General features: G+C 55.6%; 14 protein-coding genes. 5 read left to right on the top strand and 9 right to left on the bottom strand.

Annotated elements, in window-relative coordinates:
- Nucleotides 1-26: 26 nt before the first annotated feature.
- From GSQ94_RS16535 to GSQ94_RS16520, 4 genes are read right to left on the bottom strand one after another with little or no spacing between them, the layout of a single operon-like run.
- On the bottom strand, nt 27-1,676 hold the full coding sequence (locus GSQ94_RS16535; protein WP_158944957.1) for an MFS transporter: 1,650 nt from the start codon (nt 1,674-1,676) through the stop codon (nt 27-29).
- On the bottom strand, nt 1,673-2,818 hold the full coding sequence (locus GSQ94_RS16530) for an HlyD family secretion protein (RefSeq protein ID WP_158944956.1): 1,146 nt from the start codon (nt 2,816-2,818) through the stop codon (nt 1,673-1,675). Before GSQ94_RS16530 ends, GSQ94_RS16535 begins: the two co-directional genes overlap by 4 nt.
- Nucleotides 2,819-2,861: 43 nt before the next feature.
- Nucleotides 2,862-3,296 carry a universal stress protein gene (locus tag GSQ94_RS16525; protein WP_158944955.1) on the bottom strand — a complete coding sequence of 145 codons (435 nt, stop codon included), beginning with the start codon at nt 3,294-3,296 and terminating at the stop codon, nt 2,862-2,864.
- A gap of 56 nt (nt 3,297-3,352) precedes the next feature.
- Nucleotides 3,353-3,745 (bottom strand): hypothetical protein, encoded by a 393-nt coding sequence (locus tag GSQ94_RS16520; RefSeq protein ID WP_158944954.1) that lies wholly within the window; start codon nt 3,743-3,745, stop codon nt 3,353-3,355.
- A gap of 180 nt (nt 3,746-3,925) precedes the next feature.
- Here GSQ94_RS16520 and GSQ94_RS16515 point away from each other — a divergent pair, with 180 nt between their 5' ends.
- The gene (locus GSQ94_RS16515) at nt 3,926-5,734 is read left to right on the top strand and encodes a hypothetical protein (RefSeq protein ID WP_158944953.1); all 1,809 of its coding nucleotides are present in this window, start codon (nt 3,926-3,928) and stop codon (nt 5,732-5,734) included.
- Between the two features lie 110 nt (nt 5,735-5,844).
- Here the strand turns inward: GSQ94_RS16515 and GSQ94_RS16510 are convergent, their stop codons facing one another.
- Both GSQ94_RS16510 and GSQ94_RS16505 read right to left on the bottom strand, forming a co-directional pair.
- Nucleotides 5,845-6,261, bottom strand: a complete 417-nt coding sequence (locus tag GSQ94_RS16510; protein WP_158944952.1) for a secondary thiamine-phosphate synthase enzyme YjbQ — start codon at nt 6,259-6,261, stop codon at nt 5,845-5,847.
- Nucleotides 6,258-7,091 carry a YncE family protein gene (locus GSQ94_RS16505; protein ID WP_158944951.1) on the bottom strand — a complete coding sequence of 278 codons (834 nt, stop codon included), beginning with the start codon at nt 7,089-7,091 and terminating at the stop codon, nt 6,258-6,260. The genes GSQ94_RS16510 and GSQ94_RS16505 overlap by 4 nt, the downstream gene beginning before the upstream one ends.
- 373 nt (nt 7,092-7,464) lie before the next feature.
- Here GSQ94_RS16505 and GSQ94_RS16500 point away from each other — a divergent pair, with 373 nt between their 5' ends.
- Nucleotides 7,465-8,250 carry a ThuA domain-containing protein gene (locus tag GSQ94_RS16500; protein WP_158944950.1) on the top strand — a complete coding sequence of 262 codons (786 nt, stop codon included), beginning with the start codon at nt 7,465-7,467 and terminating at the stop codon, nt 8,248-8,250.
- The gene (locus GSQ94_RS16495; protein WP_216843114.1) at nt 8,247-9,008 is read left to right on the top strand and encodes a ThuA domain-containing protein; all 762 of its coding nucleotides are present in this window, start codon (nt 8,247-8,249) and stop codon (nt 9,006-9,008) included. Before GSQ94_RS16500 ends, GSQ94_RS16495 begins: the two co-directional genes overlap by 4 nt.
- Before the next feature lie 105 nt (nt 9,009-9,113).
- Here GSQ94_RS16495 and GSQ94_RS16490 read toward each other — a convergent pair whose 3' ends face one another.
- Nucleotides 9,114-9,890: a LytTR family DNA-binding domain-containing protein gene (locus GSQ94_RS16490; protein ID WP_158944949.1), complete on the bottom strand. Its 777-nt coding sequence runs from the start codon at nt 9,888-9,890 to the stop codon at nt 9,114-9,116.
- Nucleotides 9,887-11,023 carry a sensor histidine kinase gene (locus tag GSQ94_RS16485; protein WP_158944948.1) on the bottom strand — a complete coding sequence of 379 codons (1,137 nt, stop codon included), beginning with the start codon at nt 11,021-11,023 and terminating at the stop codon, nt 9,887-9,889. Before GSQ94_RS16485 ends, GSQ94_RS16490 begins: the two co-directional genes overlap by 4 nt.
- A 410-nt stretch (nt 11,024-11,433) precedes the next feature.
- Here GSQ94_RS16485 and GSQ94_RS16480 point away from each other — a divergent pair, with 410 nt between their 5' ends.
- Nucleotides 11,434-12,597, top strand: a complete 1,164-nt coding sequence (locus GSQ94_RS16480) for an efflux RND transporter periplasmic adaptor subunit (protein ID WP_158944947.1) — start codon at nt 11,434-11,436, stop codon at nt 12,595-12,597.
- Nucleotides 12,598-12,652: 55 nt separating this feature from the next.
- Nucleotides 12,653-15,748: an efflux RND transporter permease subunit gene (locus GSQ94_RS16475; RefSeq protein WP_158944946.1), complete on the top strand. Its 3,096-nt coding sequence runs from the start codon at nt 12,653-12,655 to the stop codon at nt 15,746-15,748.
- A 218-nt stretch (nt 15,749-15,966) separates the two neighbouring features.
- Here GSQ94_RS16475 and GSQ94_RS16470 read toward each other — a convergent pair whose 3' ends face one another.
- Nucleotides 15,967-16,746 (bottom strand): response regulator transcription factor, encoded by a 780-nt coding sequence (locus GSQ94_RS16470; RefSeq protein ID WP_158944945.1) that lies wholly within the window; start codon nt 16,744-16,746, stop codon nt 15,967-15,969.
- Nucleotides 16,747-16,856: the final 110 nt, after the last annotated feature.

The raw sequence follows: 16,856 nt of genomic DNA, 5'->3' as shown, positions 1-16,856 counted from the left end.
CGTTTTCCGGGAAAAGTCTAATTGATTCATGCAGCACCTGCAGGTGCTGCGACAACCTGACGATACTGTGTAGGCACACGCTCCATGCAGGCGATCACGATGAGACAGAAGACCGCGGCGCATGCTACGAGCGTGAAGCTGTCTGCGATGGCCAGGGTGAACGCTTGCTCGTGAAGCTGCATTCCGAGGATTTGCCCAGCTCTACCGGAGGCCACACTCATATCTGTTGTGTGAGAGGCCATTGCTGCACGAAGACCGAGCAGGCGCTGACTCGTAGCAGGTTGTCCCAAGTGAACACCCAGTCCAAGAATGTTCGAGTGGAACTGTTCGCGGATGGAGATGAAGTGCAGCATGAAAACTGTGCCGATCTGTCCACCGAACAACCGAACAGTCTGAAAGAAGCCTGCGAAGGTGAGCGTGTCTACGGGGCGGGTGAGAGCGCCAGTGTTGATGAGCTCCAGGACGAGTGAGCCAACCATGGCGTTGAAGGCCAAGGCCAGTCCTACCGCAAGAACCAGTTGGGTGACGGCGAAGCTGCTGCCTGACCATTCCGAGGAGAGTCGAGCGTTTATCAGGCATGCGATCGTAATAAGCGTGAAGCCGAAGGTGAGGATGAGTCTTGGGTCGATACGACGTACCAACGACATGGCGAACAGACTGAGGAGAATCTGCGGAAGTGCCACCCACAGAAGAACAGGGCCGGTCTGGAGTGCGCGGTATCCCTGCACAGCCGCGAGATAGTTGGGAATGGTGACCACGGTTGCCAACATGGAGAAGCGAAAGAGAACGAGCACCAGGCTTAATAGAAGCGTGTTGCGGCGAAGGAGAAAGCGGAAGGCAATGAGCGGATTCGGCAAGAGGAAGTGGCGCTCCAGCGCGGCTAAAAGGAGAAAGAGTCCGGTGAGAGACAGAGCCACAATGGTGCCGGAGTGCAGCCAATCGAGCCGCTGTCCCTGATCGAGCGCAGTGTATAGAAACGCAAACCCGAGGCTTGCATAGAGAAATCCTCTCCAGTTTGGTTTGGGCTGTCCCTCTTTTGGCTTTGGCAGAGGCTGCCAGGGAACGCCGAAGTAGATGAGAAACACCATGACTGGCGCGAGCGCGGCTCCAGTCCAAAAGATCCATCTCCATGAAAGATGATCCATGTACCAGGCTTCGAGGCTGGTCGAGACGTTGGTGGTGAAGACGATGTCGATGGCATACATGGCGATGCCAAGCAGAACGTACTTCATGGGAAGACCGCGCAGCACGAAGGAGAGGGTGAGGGGATAGAAGGTTCCTGCAGTAACACCTGCGAGACCGAGCAGAATAAAGATAGCGGTTAGATTCGAAACTAAAGGGAGCAGCAGACTGATGAGACAGAAGAGGGAGGCGCAGGTGAGGAGTACGCGACGGGCTCCAAGCAGACCACCGAGATAGACGGAGAAGGGTCCGATGAACATCATCGGGGCGTTGAAAGCGGTACCGATCCAGGCAGCCTCGTCGACACCGAGGTGCAGTGCGCCTCGCATGTCGGCGAGTCCAACGCTGATAAGGCGGCCGGTTCCGGTCGCGATCATCGCGCCGAGCAGCACGCCGGCGACTCCGAGAAGAGGGTGTACTGTCATGACTGCCGGTGTCGGCGCAGGGGATGATGCAGGAGGTGAGGTTGCAGAGGTCGCATCTGCCGAGGTCATGATTGGGGGTCTCCCTTACGGCTGCCTTTGCCGGACGCGTGCACGGTAACGACGGCGGAGAAGCCGGGACGGAGCCGATCCTTGAGGGGATGGTCGGGATCGAGCAGGATCTTCACCGGAATCCTCTGGACGACTTTTGTGTAGTTGCCGGTAGCGTTGTCGGGGGGTAAGAGGGCAAACTGCGATCCGCTGGCTGGGGCAATCTCTTCGACTTTGCCGTGCAGGGTTACGCCGGGAAAGGTATCGACGGTGATGTCGGCAGTGTCGCCCTTGCGGATGTTGGTGAGTTGAGTCTCCTTGAAGTTAGCCTGAACCCAGACATCTCCTTTGACCAGGTCGATGATCTGTACGCCGGGCGCGACGAGCTGTCCTTCGAGGACGTGCCGTTCCCCTACTGAGCCTGCAGTTGGCGCTGAGATGCGAGTGTAGCCCAGGTTGACGTTGGCGACTGTGATAGCCGCTTCCTTTGCCTGGATCTGCGCTTTGTACTCTGCATCGTGCGTATTGAGTGCCTGGCGCTGGCGGCGATCGGCTTCAAGAAGACTGCGGCTGCTTGCGAGCGAAGCGTTGGCTCGGTCCAGGTCTGCCTGGCGGCTGGCCGACATTCCAGTGAAGCGATCTGCGTCGGCGATGGTGGACTCCATCTGCTGGCGTGTGGTGGCCTTCGAAGAAAGCAATGCTTCCTGCCGAGCACGCTCCTGGCTGGTGCGCAACACATCAGCTTGAGCCGAGGCAACGGCCGCTTTGGCCGCGTCGACGGCTGAGGTTGCCTGGCTCACGAGAGCCTCAGAGCTCTGAATCTTTGCGTCTTCTACAAGCTTGGCAGCTTGGTTGTCGGCGAGCTGCGCCTTCGCGCCTTCAAGTGCCGCTTGGGCTTCACCGAGGGTCGCCCGGTAGTCTTCATCATCCAGCTGAACGAGCATCTGTCCCGGCTGCACCGTCTGATAGTCATTGACGTTGACGCGACGTACAGTGCCCGAAACACGCGTACTGAGAGGTGTCATGTCGGCACGCAGATAAGCATCGTCGGTTTGTTGCTCGGTGCTTCCCCCCTCCCATGAGGTCCAGTTGTTCTTGACGGTAAAGAAGATCAAGGCGGCGATGCAAAGTGTGACGATCGGAAGGATAACTCGTTTTGTCATGTGCTTTGTGACTCCCCATGAGGCTTGGGTTGCTGTTTTATTGCTAGTGAACTCCTAGCACGCTGCAAGGCGCTTCCTGTGCCAGTTCGTACACGGTGCTCCAAAGGCGCGCGATATAGAGATCGCGTTGATGGAGGCCTACGACCAGGAGATCCGACTTCTGTTCGCGGAGAAAGTGAACCAGTGACTCAACCTGATGGCCCTCGAGCAGATAACTGTTCGCAGGGATGCTCTGTTCTTCGGCTACGGCGACGGCGTTCTGCTGGAGGGCCCGATAGAAGTTGCGACGGTCTTCACGAAGCGTATTCGGTAGAGATGGATCAGCAACAGCGGCATACGCAGTATAGGCTGGAAGGTCCGCCATGACTGTGACAATATTAAGCTGAGCACTAAGACGCTTCGCGAGCTCCACACTCGATACGAGCGCCCGCTTTGCCTCTGGTGACTCGTTATACGCGACGACGATCTTTTGGAACATGGGACGGCTCCTTCGTTGTTAGTTGCTCAAGCCAACCGTTAGGTCGCAGGATTCGTTTAGGCCCTGTCCTCGAGGCTCCGGGCAGCTCGAAGTACCGCACCCTGGAGTTCTTCCTCGACGAATGGCTCAACGATAACGTCGTAGCCTCCTGACTCGAGCACGGCAGTCCAGAGCTTAAAACTTGCCGTGGGGGCATAGACCACTAACGATGGCCGAAAGCGGAGGAAGCAGATTTCTTCCCAAAACACCCTCCAATCGACCTCCAACAGTGCAGCAGGCAACAGAGCAACGTGGAAGAACTCCTGCTCGTGGACAAGTTGCGATAGATCCGAAGCAGAACACACAAACAGGAGGGTTAGGTTGAGAGGGGCCAACTGTCGCTGAAACTCTATCTGCGTGTGGGCCGACCCCACGATAAGCACCCTGAGTTCGTTGTGTTTTTGTGTCACGGCGAACCTCTTGCCTGATAGCCGAAGCATGACAGAACAATCGCAGGGTAGAAACGTGAGGAACGGTGATCTCACCGTGATGACATGGGTCTGGGTATCATGGCGTTTAGAATGCATGTGTGATCCTTTTGTAACGAGAGAACAAACTTCTGGAACAGGTGATGCTTGGAGTCAGGTAAAGTGCGCACGGCGAAGGATGCGAGCCTCTCTGAGGAGTCGATTCGCAGGGAGCTGTCACGACTTCTTGAAAGCGCGATCTTCGCCCAGTCAGATCGGCTGGGGCGTTTCCTGAGTTTTACTGTCGAGCAGGTTCTGCAAGGAAAGCAGGATGCACTGAAAGAGTATGCGATTGGTACCGAAGTCTATGATCGCAAGCCAACCTATCAACCGAGTCAGGATTCGATCGTGCGGTCAGAGGCACGCCGCCTGCGCGCCAAGCTTAAGGAGTACTACGAAGGTGACGGGAAGAACGACCCAATCTACATCTACTTTCGCCTGGGTAGCTATGTTCCCATCTTTCGGTCGCGCGAGATGTTTGACCGGGAGAAAGAGACCTCGACGAGCGGCAACGAGGTGACCTCGGCTGGCGCTGCCGGCACAGCCATTGCCGTCATTCCGTTTACAGCTTTATCCAACAATGAACTTGCATTGACCTGTGCGCAGGGAATCACCGATGAATTAGTGCATCGACTGATGCGAGCCGAAGGATGCCGCGTCATTGCGTGGAGTTCGATGATGCACCTCGGTGCGCTGTCGGCTGACATCCCAGCTCTTGTCGAGAAACTTGGCGTGCAGATCGTCTTCGAAGGGGTGGTGCGGCAAGAAGGCAGCCGCATTCGTGTAACGGTGAGGATGGTAAATGCCGAGGGATTTCAAATGTGGTCACAGCAGTTTGAAGCAGAGGCGCTGCCCGAGGAGTTGTTCAAGGTAGAGGAGCAGATAGCCTCGGCCATGGTAAGTCGCGTGGCTCCGCGCTGCCCCGTTACGCGACTGATTTCGTCATCGACGAATCCCATAAACCTGGAGCGTTACCCAGCTATTCTTGCTGCCGAGGCATTGCTTGAAGAGGGAAGTGTCGCGGATGTGCATGCTGCTCTGAAAAAATTTCAGCAGATAGCGGCCTCCGACCCTGAGTATGCACGTCCTTATTGCGAGATAGCGCAGTGTTATTACTGGATGGCGCAACGTGGCGCACCCGATTCGGCAATCCTCGTTGCACATGCGAAGGAAGCTGCACAGCGTGCACTGACACTTGAGCCGTCGATGATAGAAGCGCACACCGCACAGGCTTGCGCGTTCGCGATGGAGTGGAACTGGATCGAAGCAGAGAGCGCTTTCGAAAGAGCGCTCGCGCTGGGATCACACCAGGCTACCTATCGTCAGTATGCTGCGTTTCTGAGTGCGCGGGGACGTTTTGACGAGGCTTGGGCTCACCTGCAGACGGCGCAACAGATGGACCCATTCTCCTATCGTCAAAAGGTTTCCTATGCGAGATTCCTGTACGTAAGCCGTCGATATGAAGAAGCACTCGAGCACTTTGCCAGGCCGTCGCTCTATGGCCCGCTGCCTCTCGAGGTCTTTGCCGTCCACGCACTCATCGAAGTACAACTTGGCCGCCACGCGGAAGCAATGAAGCTGGTAAAGATTTTGCAGCAGAGCGTAGGGGCACAACCTCTGTTCCGAGGCGTAATTGCTGAGGTCCTTGCTCGGTGCGGCGAGACGAAAATGGCGGCCAGTACTGTCAGAGAGTTCCGCCTCTTCGCCATAGATACACCGTTGAGCAACGTTCGGAGAGCTTCGCTTGCAGTTGCTACTGGGGATCTGACGCACGCAGGGAAGTATCTTCAACGAGCATTCGAAGAGAGAGAAGCCGAACTTCCTTGGGTGGCGGTTGAGCCAGGTTTCGACGAGATGAGGGAGGATGCAGAGTTCTGTTCTATTGTTGATGCTCTAACGACCGCTGCCAAGCAACCTAATCGCGCACAATGATCCAAGGCTACTCGATGAGCTTATGGAACTTGGCAATCGTGCGCCATGTGCGACAAAGATCAAACATTGACGCCTTAGCCGGAACTTGTCTTCTCGACAGATAGGCGTGTCTATTCCCCGATCAGGTGCAGCACGATCGCTCGTCTATGAGGACGTACCCGGTGCTCGAAAAGATAAATACCTTGCCAGGTTCCCAACACGAGGCTGCCATCTACAACCGGTATCGATAGCTGCACCTGGGTCAGTGCTGCTCTCAGATGCGCGGGCATATCGTCGGGACCTTCGGAGTCGTGATGATACGGACCATCCTCAGGCGCGAGACGGGCGAAAAATGCTTCGAGGTCGCTGCGCACAGTCGGATCGGCATTCTCCTGAATCAGAAGTGAGGCCGACGTATGCCTGCAGAATATTGTCAGGAGACCAGTTTGCATTCTCTGCCGTCTGACCCATTCGTTGATAGCCGACGTGACCTCATAGAGACTCTGGCCACGCGTCGAGATCTCAAGGTTGTGTATTGACTGCTTCAATCTTTGTGGCCTCTATTTTTTCCGAGCAGTGCTGGCGCTAATTGAACTTTTAACTCTTTGTACGGGGACGATCCTGTTGTTGCGGCGAAGACCCGGTGAGTCCGGGTATCGACTGAAAGAGCATATGGCTGACCATTCATCTTGAGTATCTGTAGTACACGACGGCTTTGTATATCGATGATGTTCACGGAGCTCTCCTGGGCATCCGCGACATAGAGCAGGCGTTGCTCTGTATCCACCGCGATTGCCTGTGGATGGCCACCCACGTTCAACGTCGCGATGGCTGAACCGTTACGAGTGTCGATGATGGATATCGATCCCGCATAATTCGCGACGTATAGCTCGTTGCGATCGTCGTCCTCAGCAAGCGCGCATGGCATTGCTCCAGTGGCGATCGTTTTCGTCGCGTGCGTCTCTACATTGATAGCTTCCAAGGACGCGTCCTGCACGTGCGTGACATAGAGTACTGACCCCAGTTGAGCGATTGCCCACAGATGCATCGCTCCGGCGAAAAGTTTTGTCAGGGTGTCTGTCTGCTCATCCAACACCCTTACCGAATCGCTCTCGTAGCCGAGCAAATACACCTTGCTGCGCCGAGCATCCACGAGAATCGCATCTGCTGATCCGGCCTTCACGTTGCTTATGGCGTTCGTCTTGCCGTCGATCACCGTAAGCTGATCGCTGAATGTATTGGAGACGAAAACCTTGTCAGTCACTTCATCAATGGCAAGGGCATAGGGTCGCGCTGCCGTGCTTCGCATAGCAATCATGGTATCCGTCGACCCATCAATCACTGCGACTGACTTGTCGCCGGAGTTCGCCACATACACTCGCCCAGTCTGCTCATTCACCGCGAGGGACACTGGACCTGATCCAGTGTGCAGCGACTTCACTATACCGTTAGGAGCTATGATCGCAATCCCTCCATGCTCGGGATCGACGACATACACCTTGTCATTTTTGTGGCTGTAGAGAATTCCTGAGCGATTGATCAAGCCAGAGGAAGGAGCAGCGGACTGTGCCCGGAGCGACAAGCTAGTCAGCACGATGATTACTGTGAGACCGAAGCATCTGCAGCGCGCTATTTCCATAGCTCTCCTCGGGCTCGCCTTGTAAGATTCGTCTGTATAGAACAAAGCCTTGTCTAGAGTAATATCCAGCACAGATATTGTTGTATTTCGCAGAGGTTAAGGATAACTGTTCGTGACTCTTAGACTATATTGTGCCTCTCTTCAGCTAGTTCTCATAACGGCTTTGGTCCTACTCTTTGCGCGCAGCGGTTCGGCACAAGCCGTGCCCCCCGCGTTCAAAGTTATTGCTATCGCTGAAGCGGGCGGCATTCACAAACCTTTCGTCGACGCGGCGAAGGTATGGCTGCGGAAAGAGGCTCAAGCCTACAACTTCACGGTGGATTATATTGAAGACACCAAGCCTATCAACGATGCTTTTCTTGCACAGTACCAGCTTTTTATCCAACTGAACTATCCGCCCTATAATTGGACGCCCACCGCGACCAATGCCTTCGAGCAGGCGATCGAACATGGAACGATCGGCTGGATAGGCTTCCATCACGCTACGCTTCTAGGCGAGTTTGACGGCTTCACCATGTGGCCTTGGTTCTCACGCTTTATGGGCGATATCCGGTTCACGCAGTACATCCCGACCTTTGTCACCGGGACTGTACTGGTTGAAGATCGGAATCATCCGGCGATGAAAGCGCTTCCACGCTCGTTCAAGATCGAAGATGAGGAGTGGTATACGTGGAACCGATCTCAGCGCGCCAATGTGCATGTCCTAGCAAGTGTGGATGAGAACACCTATACGCCGGTGACTGCCATCAAGATGGGAGACCATCCTGTCATATGGACGAATGAGCACGTAAAAGCGCGTAACATCTATATCTTTATGGGGCACCATCCTGAGTTATTTCAGAATCCCGAGTTCACGACTTTATTTCACAACTCCATCCTTTGGGCAGCCGGCCGGTGAGATATCTTTTGTGGTTTGTTCTGCTCTTCGTGGACGCGGCGCAGGCCCAGCAGCCGGTTTTTCACGTGCTGGCGTTTTACTCAGACACAGTCGAACGTGACCATGTCGACTTTGCGCATCAGGCGATTGAGTTCTACAGTTCTGTGGCGCGACGTCGCCACTTCGACTTCACGGCCACAACCCACTGGGACGACCTTAACGCAGGAACTCTGGCGCACTATCAACTCGTGATCTGGCTGGACGATCAACCGCACACGCCGCAACAACGTGACGCCTTTGAACAATATATGGAGCACGGTGGAGGCTGGCTGGGCTTTCACATTGCCGCGTATAACGACAGCGACACCGATTGGCCCTGGTTCGTCCGCTTTCTTGGCGGGGGAGTTTTCTACGGCAATAACTGGCCGCCGCTACCAGCAGAAGTTACAGTCGACGACCCAACGCAATCTCTTACAAAGACACTTCCAAAATCGTTCCTATCGCCGCCTAACGAGTGGTATATCTGGAAACCGTCCCCACGATTGAATAAGGACATCAAGGTACTCATGACCCTCTCCCCCTCAAACTACCCGATAGGTTTGAAAGATACGATCGAAGGGGGAGATCTCCCCGTTGTCTGGACGAATACGCGATACCGCATGTTGTACCTCAACATGGGGCACGGCGATAAGATCTTCGACAGCAACATCCAGAATCGCTTGTTGGAAGAGGCAATCCCCTGGTTGGCCCCACCGTGCGGACGTTCTTGCGGTCACTGACGGCAAACAGGCTACTCGTCCGAAACCAATCATCCAGAGGAGGACAAAGTTCACTCTCAATCTACCGATTGAGGACCGGGAGGTGTGGCGTGATTCGACTTTGATTCAAGACGATCTGCTGGCTGCGACTAAATTCAGCCATCCGCTCTTGCTCATCTTCAGTCTTTGTCCACGTGTCAGGATCACCGATCCCTCGCTGCGACCCTCTCTCGCCACCTCGCGGACATAGTCCATGTTCACAATCGTCGAGCGGTGAATCCGCACGAACCGATTTGGGTCGAGCGTATTGGCCAACTGCTTGACGGTCTCTCGCAACATGAAGCTTTTCACCCCAACGTGGAGACACGAGTAGTAGTCCGCGGCCTCTATCCACTCGATCTCCTGAACATTGACGACTGTGTCTTTTGTGCCGTTCGGTACAAGCAGCCGCTTGGGATACTCCTTCCCGAGGACTCCGCGCATCCCCACTTCGGTGAGCACCTGTTTCAGCCGTTCCTGATTTAGTAACGCGGCATTCGAAGCGATCCGCTCCTTGGCGTGCGCCAGCGTGGCCTTTAATCGCTCCGGCTCTACAGGCTTAGTCAGGTAGTCGAGCGCATGCACCTCAAACGCTTGAAGAGCGTATTGGTTATGAGCTGTCACAAAAATTGTCACCGGCATCTGGGTTGCACCCATCTGCTCGATGACTTCGAAGCCTCCTTTGCCTGGCATCTGAATATCGAGAAACAGAACATCGACCTGTTGTGCCTTCAACGACGCTAGTACCTCGCTGCCGTTTTTACACTCGCCAACTACTTCTATCTCGTCGTCTCCGGCAAGAAGAAAGCGCAGCCGTTCGCGCGCCAGCGGCTCGTCGTCGGCAATCAGTGCTCTCAGTCTCATCTTCTCTGGGGTTCGTACGGTATGGTGATCGCAACCTCAAAACCGCCCTCGTCGAGTGGCTGCGCCTGCATCGCGAACTCATTGTTGTAGAAGTGCATAAGTCGCTCCCTCGTATTTTTCAGCCCGATCCCGTGTCCATCCTGCGCCAGTATGCCGGCTTCAGCTCCTGTATCCCGTACCTTCAGATGCAGACTCGCGCCATCACGCCTTGCAGAAGCTTCGACTCTTCCTTCGCTCACACAGTGCGCAATACCATGGCGTATCGCATTCTCGACTATCGGCTGTAAGAGGAAGCACGGCACCATCCCGTCGAGTGCTCCGGGGTCGACCTTGATCTGCACCTGCAACCTGTCTGCAAAACGGATCTGCTCGATTGCGAGGTAGTTATCGATCATCTCCAACTCCTGCGAGAGTGGGACCTTCTCCGGCGTGCTCCGCATCAACGTGCTCTTGAGAATCAGGTTTAAATGGGACAGCATCTCGACCGCCTCGCTCTGTCGTCCCAATTCCACCAGTGTCGTGATTGCGTTAAGAGTGTTGAAGAGAAAGTGAGGCTCCAGTTGCATCTGTAGCGCTCGCAGATGCGCAGAGGAGAGTTGCTTCTGAAGCTCGAGCGATCTCATCGCATCCTGCTGCGCGCGCTGCTTGTACTGAACGATCCCCGTGATCCCAATGATGAATCCATAGATCAGGAGCTCTATGCCAAATCGGTTGATGTTGAACAGAATCGTCCACATCTCGTGCTCCCCCGCCGGACCCCACCCAAGCGGAAAGCCGATACCCCACAGCATCAACAGATGGACCAGAGCAAGCACCGATCCGGCGATCACATGCAGCAGAATTGTCTTCACTGAAAGGCTAGACACAATCGGCAGGCGCGGTGCCAACTTCCAAAGAACACAAGCAATCGTGCCCCACCATCCCCATAGGACTGCACCATAGACTAGCGAAGCTGGATGCGTCACGGAGCCGCACTCGCCTGCCGTCGTGAGCGCCAGCATCACCGACAGCGACAGGATCATCATGTAACCGTTAAGGTGCCTGCTCACGGGAGCAGCAGCTTCACCCAACGGTTTCTTTTGAGAGATTGCCGGAGCGGGTTGATATTCCGATGTGGTCGTGACAACGTTCATGGCGCCCTTTCTTTCTCTCTGCACGGCCGCTTCTGTCTAGGAAGAATCTACTCGTTCCATGATTCATCCACCAGAACATTCAAGAATCAGAATCCACCCTCCACTCGATGCCTCCAAGATATTTGCAGCCAACCACCGTCTTTCTGCAGGCAATCGATGATTTCCATCATCCTGTCCGGCATCGCGAGCACATGCAAGAAGTTTTCCTGACCTATCCGAACGTAGCAAAGTCGGTGGGAAGCGATCTCTTCCGCGGCACGTCCTGCATTTCTCCCTGCAGCTTTTACACCTTCGGCTGCATATCAGTTTTCTTACAGCGGAGAAAAGAACACTCTGGAGACTGAGGTACGACAGCCATGCAGGCACATGGAACCCTCGCGCTTCTGTGCATTTTTCTCTGCATCCCCCTAGTGTCATGTTCGCGCGTTGTGGCCCACGCCAATACATCCCCACCGGAGGGTATCCCGGTTCACGTCGCCCACGTCTTATCGCAGGATGTTCCACTTGAGATAGCGGCCGTAGGAAACGTTGAGGCCGTCGAACGGGTCGACGTCAAGCCGCGCATCGCAGGACAGATCAGGAGCGTTGCATTCGCCGAGGGACAGAATGTGAAAAAAGGCCAGCTTCTCTTCACCATCGATCGCGATACGACAAATCGGCAGCAGGCACAACAGCAGGCCGAACTCGATCGTGACATCGCCATAGAGCAACAAGCTGTAGCGGTTGCGGCGCGAGATGCAGCTTCGCAGAAGCAGAGTCAGTCGGAGGCCGATGTTGCGGTTAAGTTGGGCGAACTAGGTGTGCTCTCAGGTCAGTCGGTGAACCAGGCGATCACAGCGAGCGAGACAACACGTTCCAGCCTTCACGCCGATCAGGCCGCGATAGCCGCCGCCGCTGGGGCCGTCAGGGCAGACCATGCGCGTCTGGCGCAGACAAAGTTACAGCTCAACTTTGCTGATGTTGTTGCCCCTATCGCCGGGCGAGCTGGTGCCGCAATAGTCAAGGCCGGCAATGTGGTTCTTGAGAACGATACAACTCTCGTCACGCTCCTTCAGCTCGCTCCGATTCGCGTCGTGTTCGGTGTGCCTGAACAATCGCTCGCGGAAGTACAGCGTCTCAATGCCGTGGGCTCTCTGAAAGTAGAGATAGAGAGCGGCGACCACCATCTCGTCGAAGGGCATCTCGACTTCATCGATAATACTGTCGATCCCAAGACCGGCACAGTTCGAATGAAAGCAACGTTCTCTAATATCGATCGAACGCTCTGGCCCGGAGAGTTCGTCAACGTCCGCCTCCGTTTGCGGGTGGACGTCCGCCAGATCGTTGTTCCACAATCCGCCATCCAGCAGGGACTCGAGGGAAAGTACGCGTGGAGAGTCCAATCAGGCGTTGCGACGATGGTTCCTGTCACAGTGCTGCGTACCTATAGCGCCGCGATCTCATCGCAAGCGGGCGGCGAAGTTGCAGTTCTTGGCAGCGGTCTCAGTCCCGGAGACGTGATCGTGGCCGAAGGTCAGCTGCGCCTCACTCCTGGCGCCCGGGTTTCTTCTATCAATACGCAGTTCGGACGGTAGTTTCGTCCACCATAACGGCAGCTCTTCCGCCACATAGGTATGCGAGGTGTTCCCCTTGCGCTTTACAGATTTCTTTATCCATCGCGCTATCACCACCACACTCCTGATCTCCGCGATTGCAGGTTTCGGCATACTCAGCTATCTCTCGCTTCCGGTCAGCAATCTGCCCGAGGTCGAGTACCCGACGATTCAGGTATCAGCCGCGCTGCCCGGCGCCAACCCGGATTCCATGGCCGCTAACGTCGCGACCCCGCTTGAGAGCGAGTTTTCGCGCATTCCCGGCATCGAGAATATGACATCCAGCAGCTTGGTCGGCGAAACGGACATTACGCTCCAGTTCGCGCTTAGCCGCAGCGTCGATGCGGCCGCGCAGGATGTTCAGGCGGCCATCTCCCGCGCAGTCGGCAACCTCCCTGCGGGCATGCCGCAACCACCCTCCTACTCCAAGGTCAACCCCGCGGATGATCCCATCATCTGGCTTGAGATGCACTCAGAGACGATGTCCTTTGAAGACTTTTCGCGTTACGCCACGCAGATTGTCTCCAAGCAGATTTCCATGGTGAACGGAGTTTCGCAGGTAGAAGTATATGGACCCGAGCGCCCGGCGATTCGCATCCAGGTCGATCCCGCACGTCTCGCGGCATACAGTCTTGATCTCGAGCAAGTCCGCACCGCGCTTACCAATAACAGCGCAACTCTTCCCACAGGCACGCTCTACGGTAACGCTCGAGACTATTCCCTGCAGGCGAATAGTCAGCTCACCACCGCCGATCAGTTCTCCGACCTGGTGGTCGCCTATCGTAATGAGCTTCCTCTGCGTCTCAGTCAGGTCGCCCACGTCCTCAATAGTTCCAGCAATGACAAGCGCACCTTCTGGATCAACGGGCAGCGAAGTGTCATCCTCGCCGTACGCAAGCAACCAGGCGCAAACACAATCGAGGTTGCGGACCGGGTGAAGGCTACGGTCCAGACCCTGCGCGACGTATTGCCTCCCGGTGTAGCGTTCGGCAAAGTCGCCGACAACGCCGACATCGTTCGCAGCTCCATCGCTGAAGTTAACCACACCCTCGTCATTACCATCGTGCTCGTCGTGCTCGTCATCTTTGCTTTTCTGGGAACGCTCTCTTCGACTCTTATTGCTAGCGCCACCATTCCCGTCTCCATTCTCGGCTCCTTCATCGCAATGCATCTTCTCGGCTACACCGTGGATATGTTCTCCATGATGGCGGTCACGCTTTCAGTAGGTTTTGTCGTGGATGACGCCATCGTAATGCTCGAGAACATCGTCCGGCATCGCGAGATGGGTGAGTCTCGTCTCAATGCAGCGCGCAACGGTGCCGCTGAGGTCGGCTTCACGATTCTTTCGATGACTCTCTCGCTCGTCGCCGTCTTCCTTCCAATCCTCTTTCTCAATGGCGTTCTCGGGCGGCTTCTTCGCGAGTTCGCCGTCACCATCTCGGTCTCCATTCTGCTCTCTGGGTTCTCAGCGCTTACCCTTATCCCGATGCTCTGCAGCCGATTTCTCAGCGAGCGCGTTCACGGTGACAACTGGTTCCTTCGCCGGACAGAGGACTTCCATGCTGCGCTCGAGATGGGCTATCAACGTTCCCTCGATTTTGTTCTGCGCCATCAACGAGCGACGATCGTAGCCAGCATTGCGATGACAGCAACCACTGTCGTACTGTTCGCAATCGTGCCCAAGAGCTTTATGCCTGCCGTCGATACCGGCGGCTTCTCCGGAAGCATGGAGGCGTCGCAAGACAGCTCCTTCGCCCAGATGATCTCTTACGGGGAGCAGGTCAACAAAGTACTCGCCACGATTCCGTGGATGGAAAGCAACCTGTCAGGAGTCTTCTCCCAGAATGGAGGTTGGCTCTGGGTCAATCTTCGTCAGGGGCGTCGACGGCCAAACATCAAGGTCATCATCGCCGACCTTCAGAGACAACTCGACCGCATACCCGGGCTCAAGGTCTATCTTCGCCAGCCGGACTTCATCGACCTGGGACAGACTGAATCCCGGTCTCAGTACTCTGCTGCACTCCGGAGCCCGGATGCAGACGAGCTTTACCGCTGGGCTCCTCGCCTCAAGAGCAAACTGGATTCTCTGCCTGAACTCGCCAATGTCTCGACTGATCTTCAGATGAGCGCGCCGCGCGTCAACGTCGACATCCGTCGAGACCTCGCTATGTCTCTCAACGTCGATCCTGAGAAGATCGCCAACACTCTCTACGACGCCTTCGGCGGCCGCCGCGCCAACACCATCACTGTCGCATCGCAGCAGTACGATGTCATCCTCGAAGTCGCTCCCCAATATCAGCGCGAACCCGAAGCGATTGGCGGCATCTCTCTCTCATCCAATACGGGTAACCTCGTTCCACTCTCGGCCGTCACTACGCTCACCCAGACCGTCGCCCCCCTGACAGTCAATCATCTCGGGCAGTTTCCTGCCGTTACGTTTCACTTCGATCTCAAGCCCGGCATCTCGCTGGACAAGGCCACAACCGCGGTGCGTCGAGCTGCAACAGAACTCGGCATTCCCGCCAGTATGAATTTCACTTTTCAAGGGACCGCGGCACAATTTCAAAGCTCTCTAAGAGGTCTCGGCCTGCTGCTCGTCATCGCAGTGATGGTTATCTATCTTGTCCTCGGCATTCTCTATGAGAGCTTTATTCATCCCATCACGATCCTCTCTGGTCTTCCTGCCGCCGCGATCGGTGCGCTCCTCACGTTGCTTCTCTTCGGCCAGGATCTCAACCTCTACTCCTTCCTCGGCATCGTCCTGCTGATCGGCATCGTCAAAAAGAATGCCATCATGATCGTCGATTTTGCTATTGACGCCGAGCGCAATCAGGCGATGACGCCCGAGCAGGCCATCTATCAGGGTTGTCTTCAGCGCTTCCGCCCCATCATGATGACGACCATGGCAGCGCTGCTAGGCGCCGCTCCTATCGCATTGGGCCAGGGAATCGGCGGTGAAGCACGCCGTCCGCTCGGTATCGCAGTAGCAGGTGGCCTTTTGTTCTCACAGACGATAACCCTCTATGTGACACCGGTGATCTATCTCTTTCTGCATCGGCTCCAGCAACGCAGGGTTAAAAAACCGAACAGCAGGGGAACCGTTCCATCGACTGAAGCTCTAGGTGTCAGTTGAGACTCACTCTTCCGTTTCAGATTCATGTTCTTCATGAGAACGGAAACCAGAAATATGAAAGCCGTCAAACCTGGATCCAGGTAGCTTCTTCAGTGGGAGCGTATGAGATGCGGAACAGAGACTCTGCTCGTCTCATCACTGGAAGAAAGCACCATTTAGAGGGAGAGATTCGTATCTTCTTGCAAGCAACTTATTCCAAGAAGCCGCCCAAGCGGTCTCTAATATGCCTGGGCGATAAGAGTCGAAAGTACGCCGCTAAGGTCAGTGACAGAATCGCCACGGCAGGGCCGAGGAGATTCTCTCCTCCTGGAGAGCCCAAGTTTAGCAGCCATCTTTATTAGATCTGAGAAAGAGTTAGCTTGCATCTTCTGCATCACTTGGCCTCGGTGCGCTTTGACTGTGATTTCGCTGATGCCGAGTTCCACACCGACTTGCTTATTCAACAGCCCAGCGGAAACCAATGCCATCACCTGCTTCTGACGGCATGAGAGTAACGCATAGCATCTCTGGAGCGCTCGCTTCTCCGCCTCTCTAGCAATAATTTTGCGACTCCGATCGAGGGCTTCTCGGAAGGCACCCAAGAGTCTGCTGTGATGGAAAGGCTTCGTGAGGAATTCAACAGCTCCTGTCTTAATGGCTTCTACAGCAATGGGGATGTCGCCTTTGGCACTCAGGAAGATGGTTGCGATGTAAGGGGTCTCTCCCGCTGCACGCTTCTGCAGTTCGAGCCCGCTCAGGCCAGGAAGAGACACGTCCAGCAGCAAACAACTGGGAACAACTTCGAGCGGATGGGCGAGGAACTCTTCGGCCGACGCAAACGTCTCCGCATGCCAGCCTTCGCAGCGTATGAGCCGCTCCAGTGATTCGCGTTCAGCTTCGTCCGGGTCGACGACATAAACGACCGGCGTGAGCCTTGATGTATCTGTAAGCCCGAGTCGGTGATCGATGGACGAGCTCGTTCCATCTTCCAAGCGAGATCCCGTCAGAATCAAATCCATATCGGCCTCCTTGATGTTCCCGCGATCTGTACTGAAGATCGTCTGGGGATCTTGTAATTTGCTCTCGCTGATCGAAATTGCTCAGCAGGGAAGGGCCCGACTACAGGAAC

It is taken from the genome of Granulicella sp. S190 (genome assembly GCF_009766095.1).
In the GTDB taxonomy this organism is placed as follows: Bacteria; Acidobacteriota; Terriglobia; order Terriglobales; family Acidobacteriaceae; genus Edaphobacter.
This window is presented reverse-complemented; position numbering and strand designations above follow the sequence as displayed.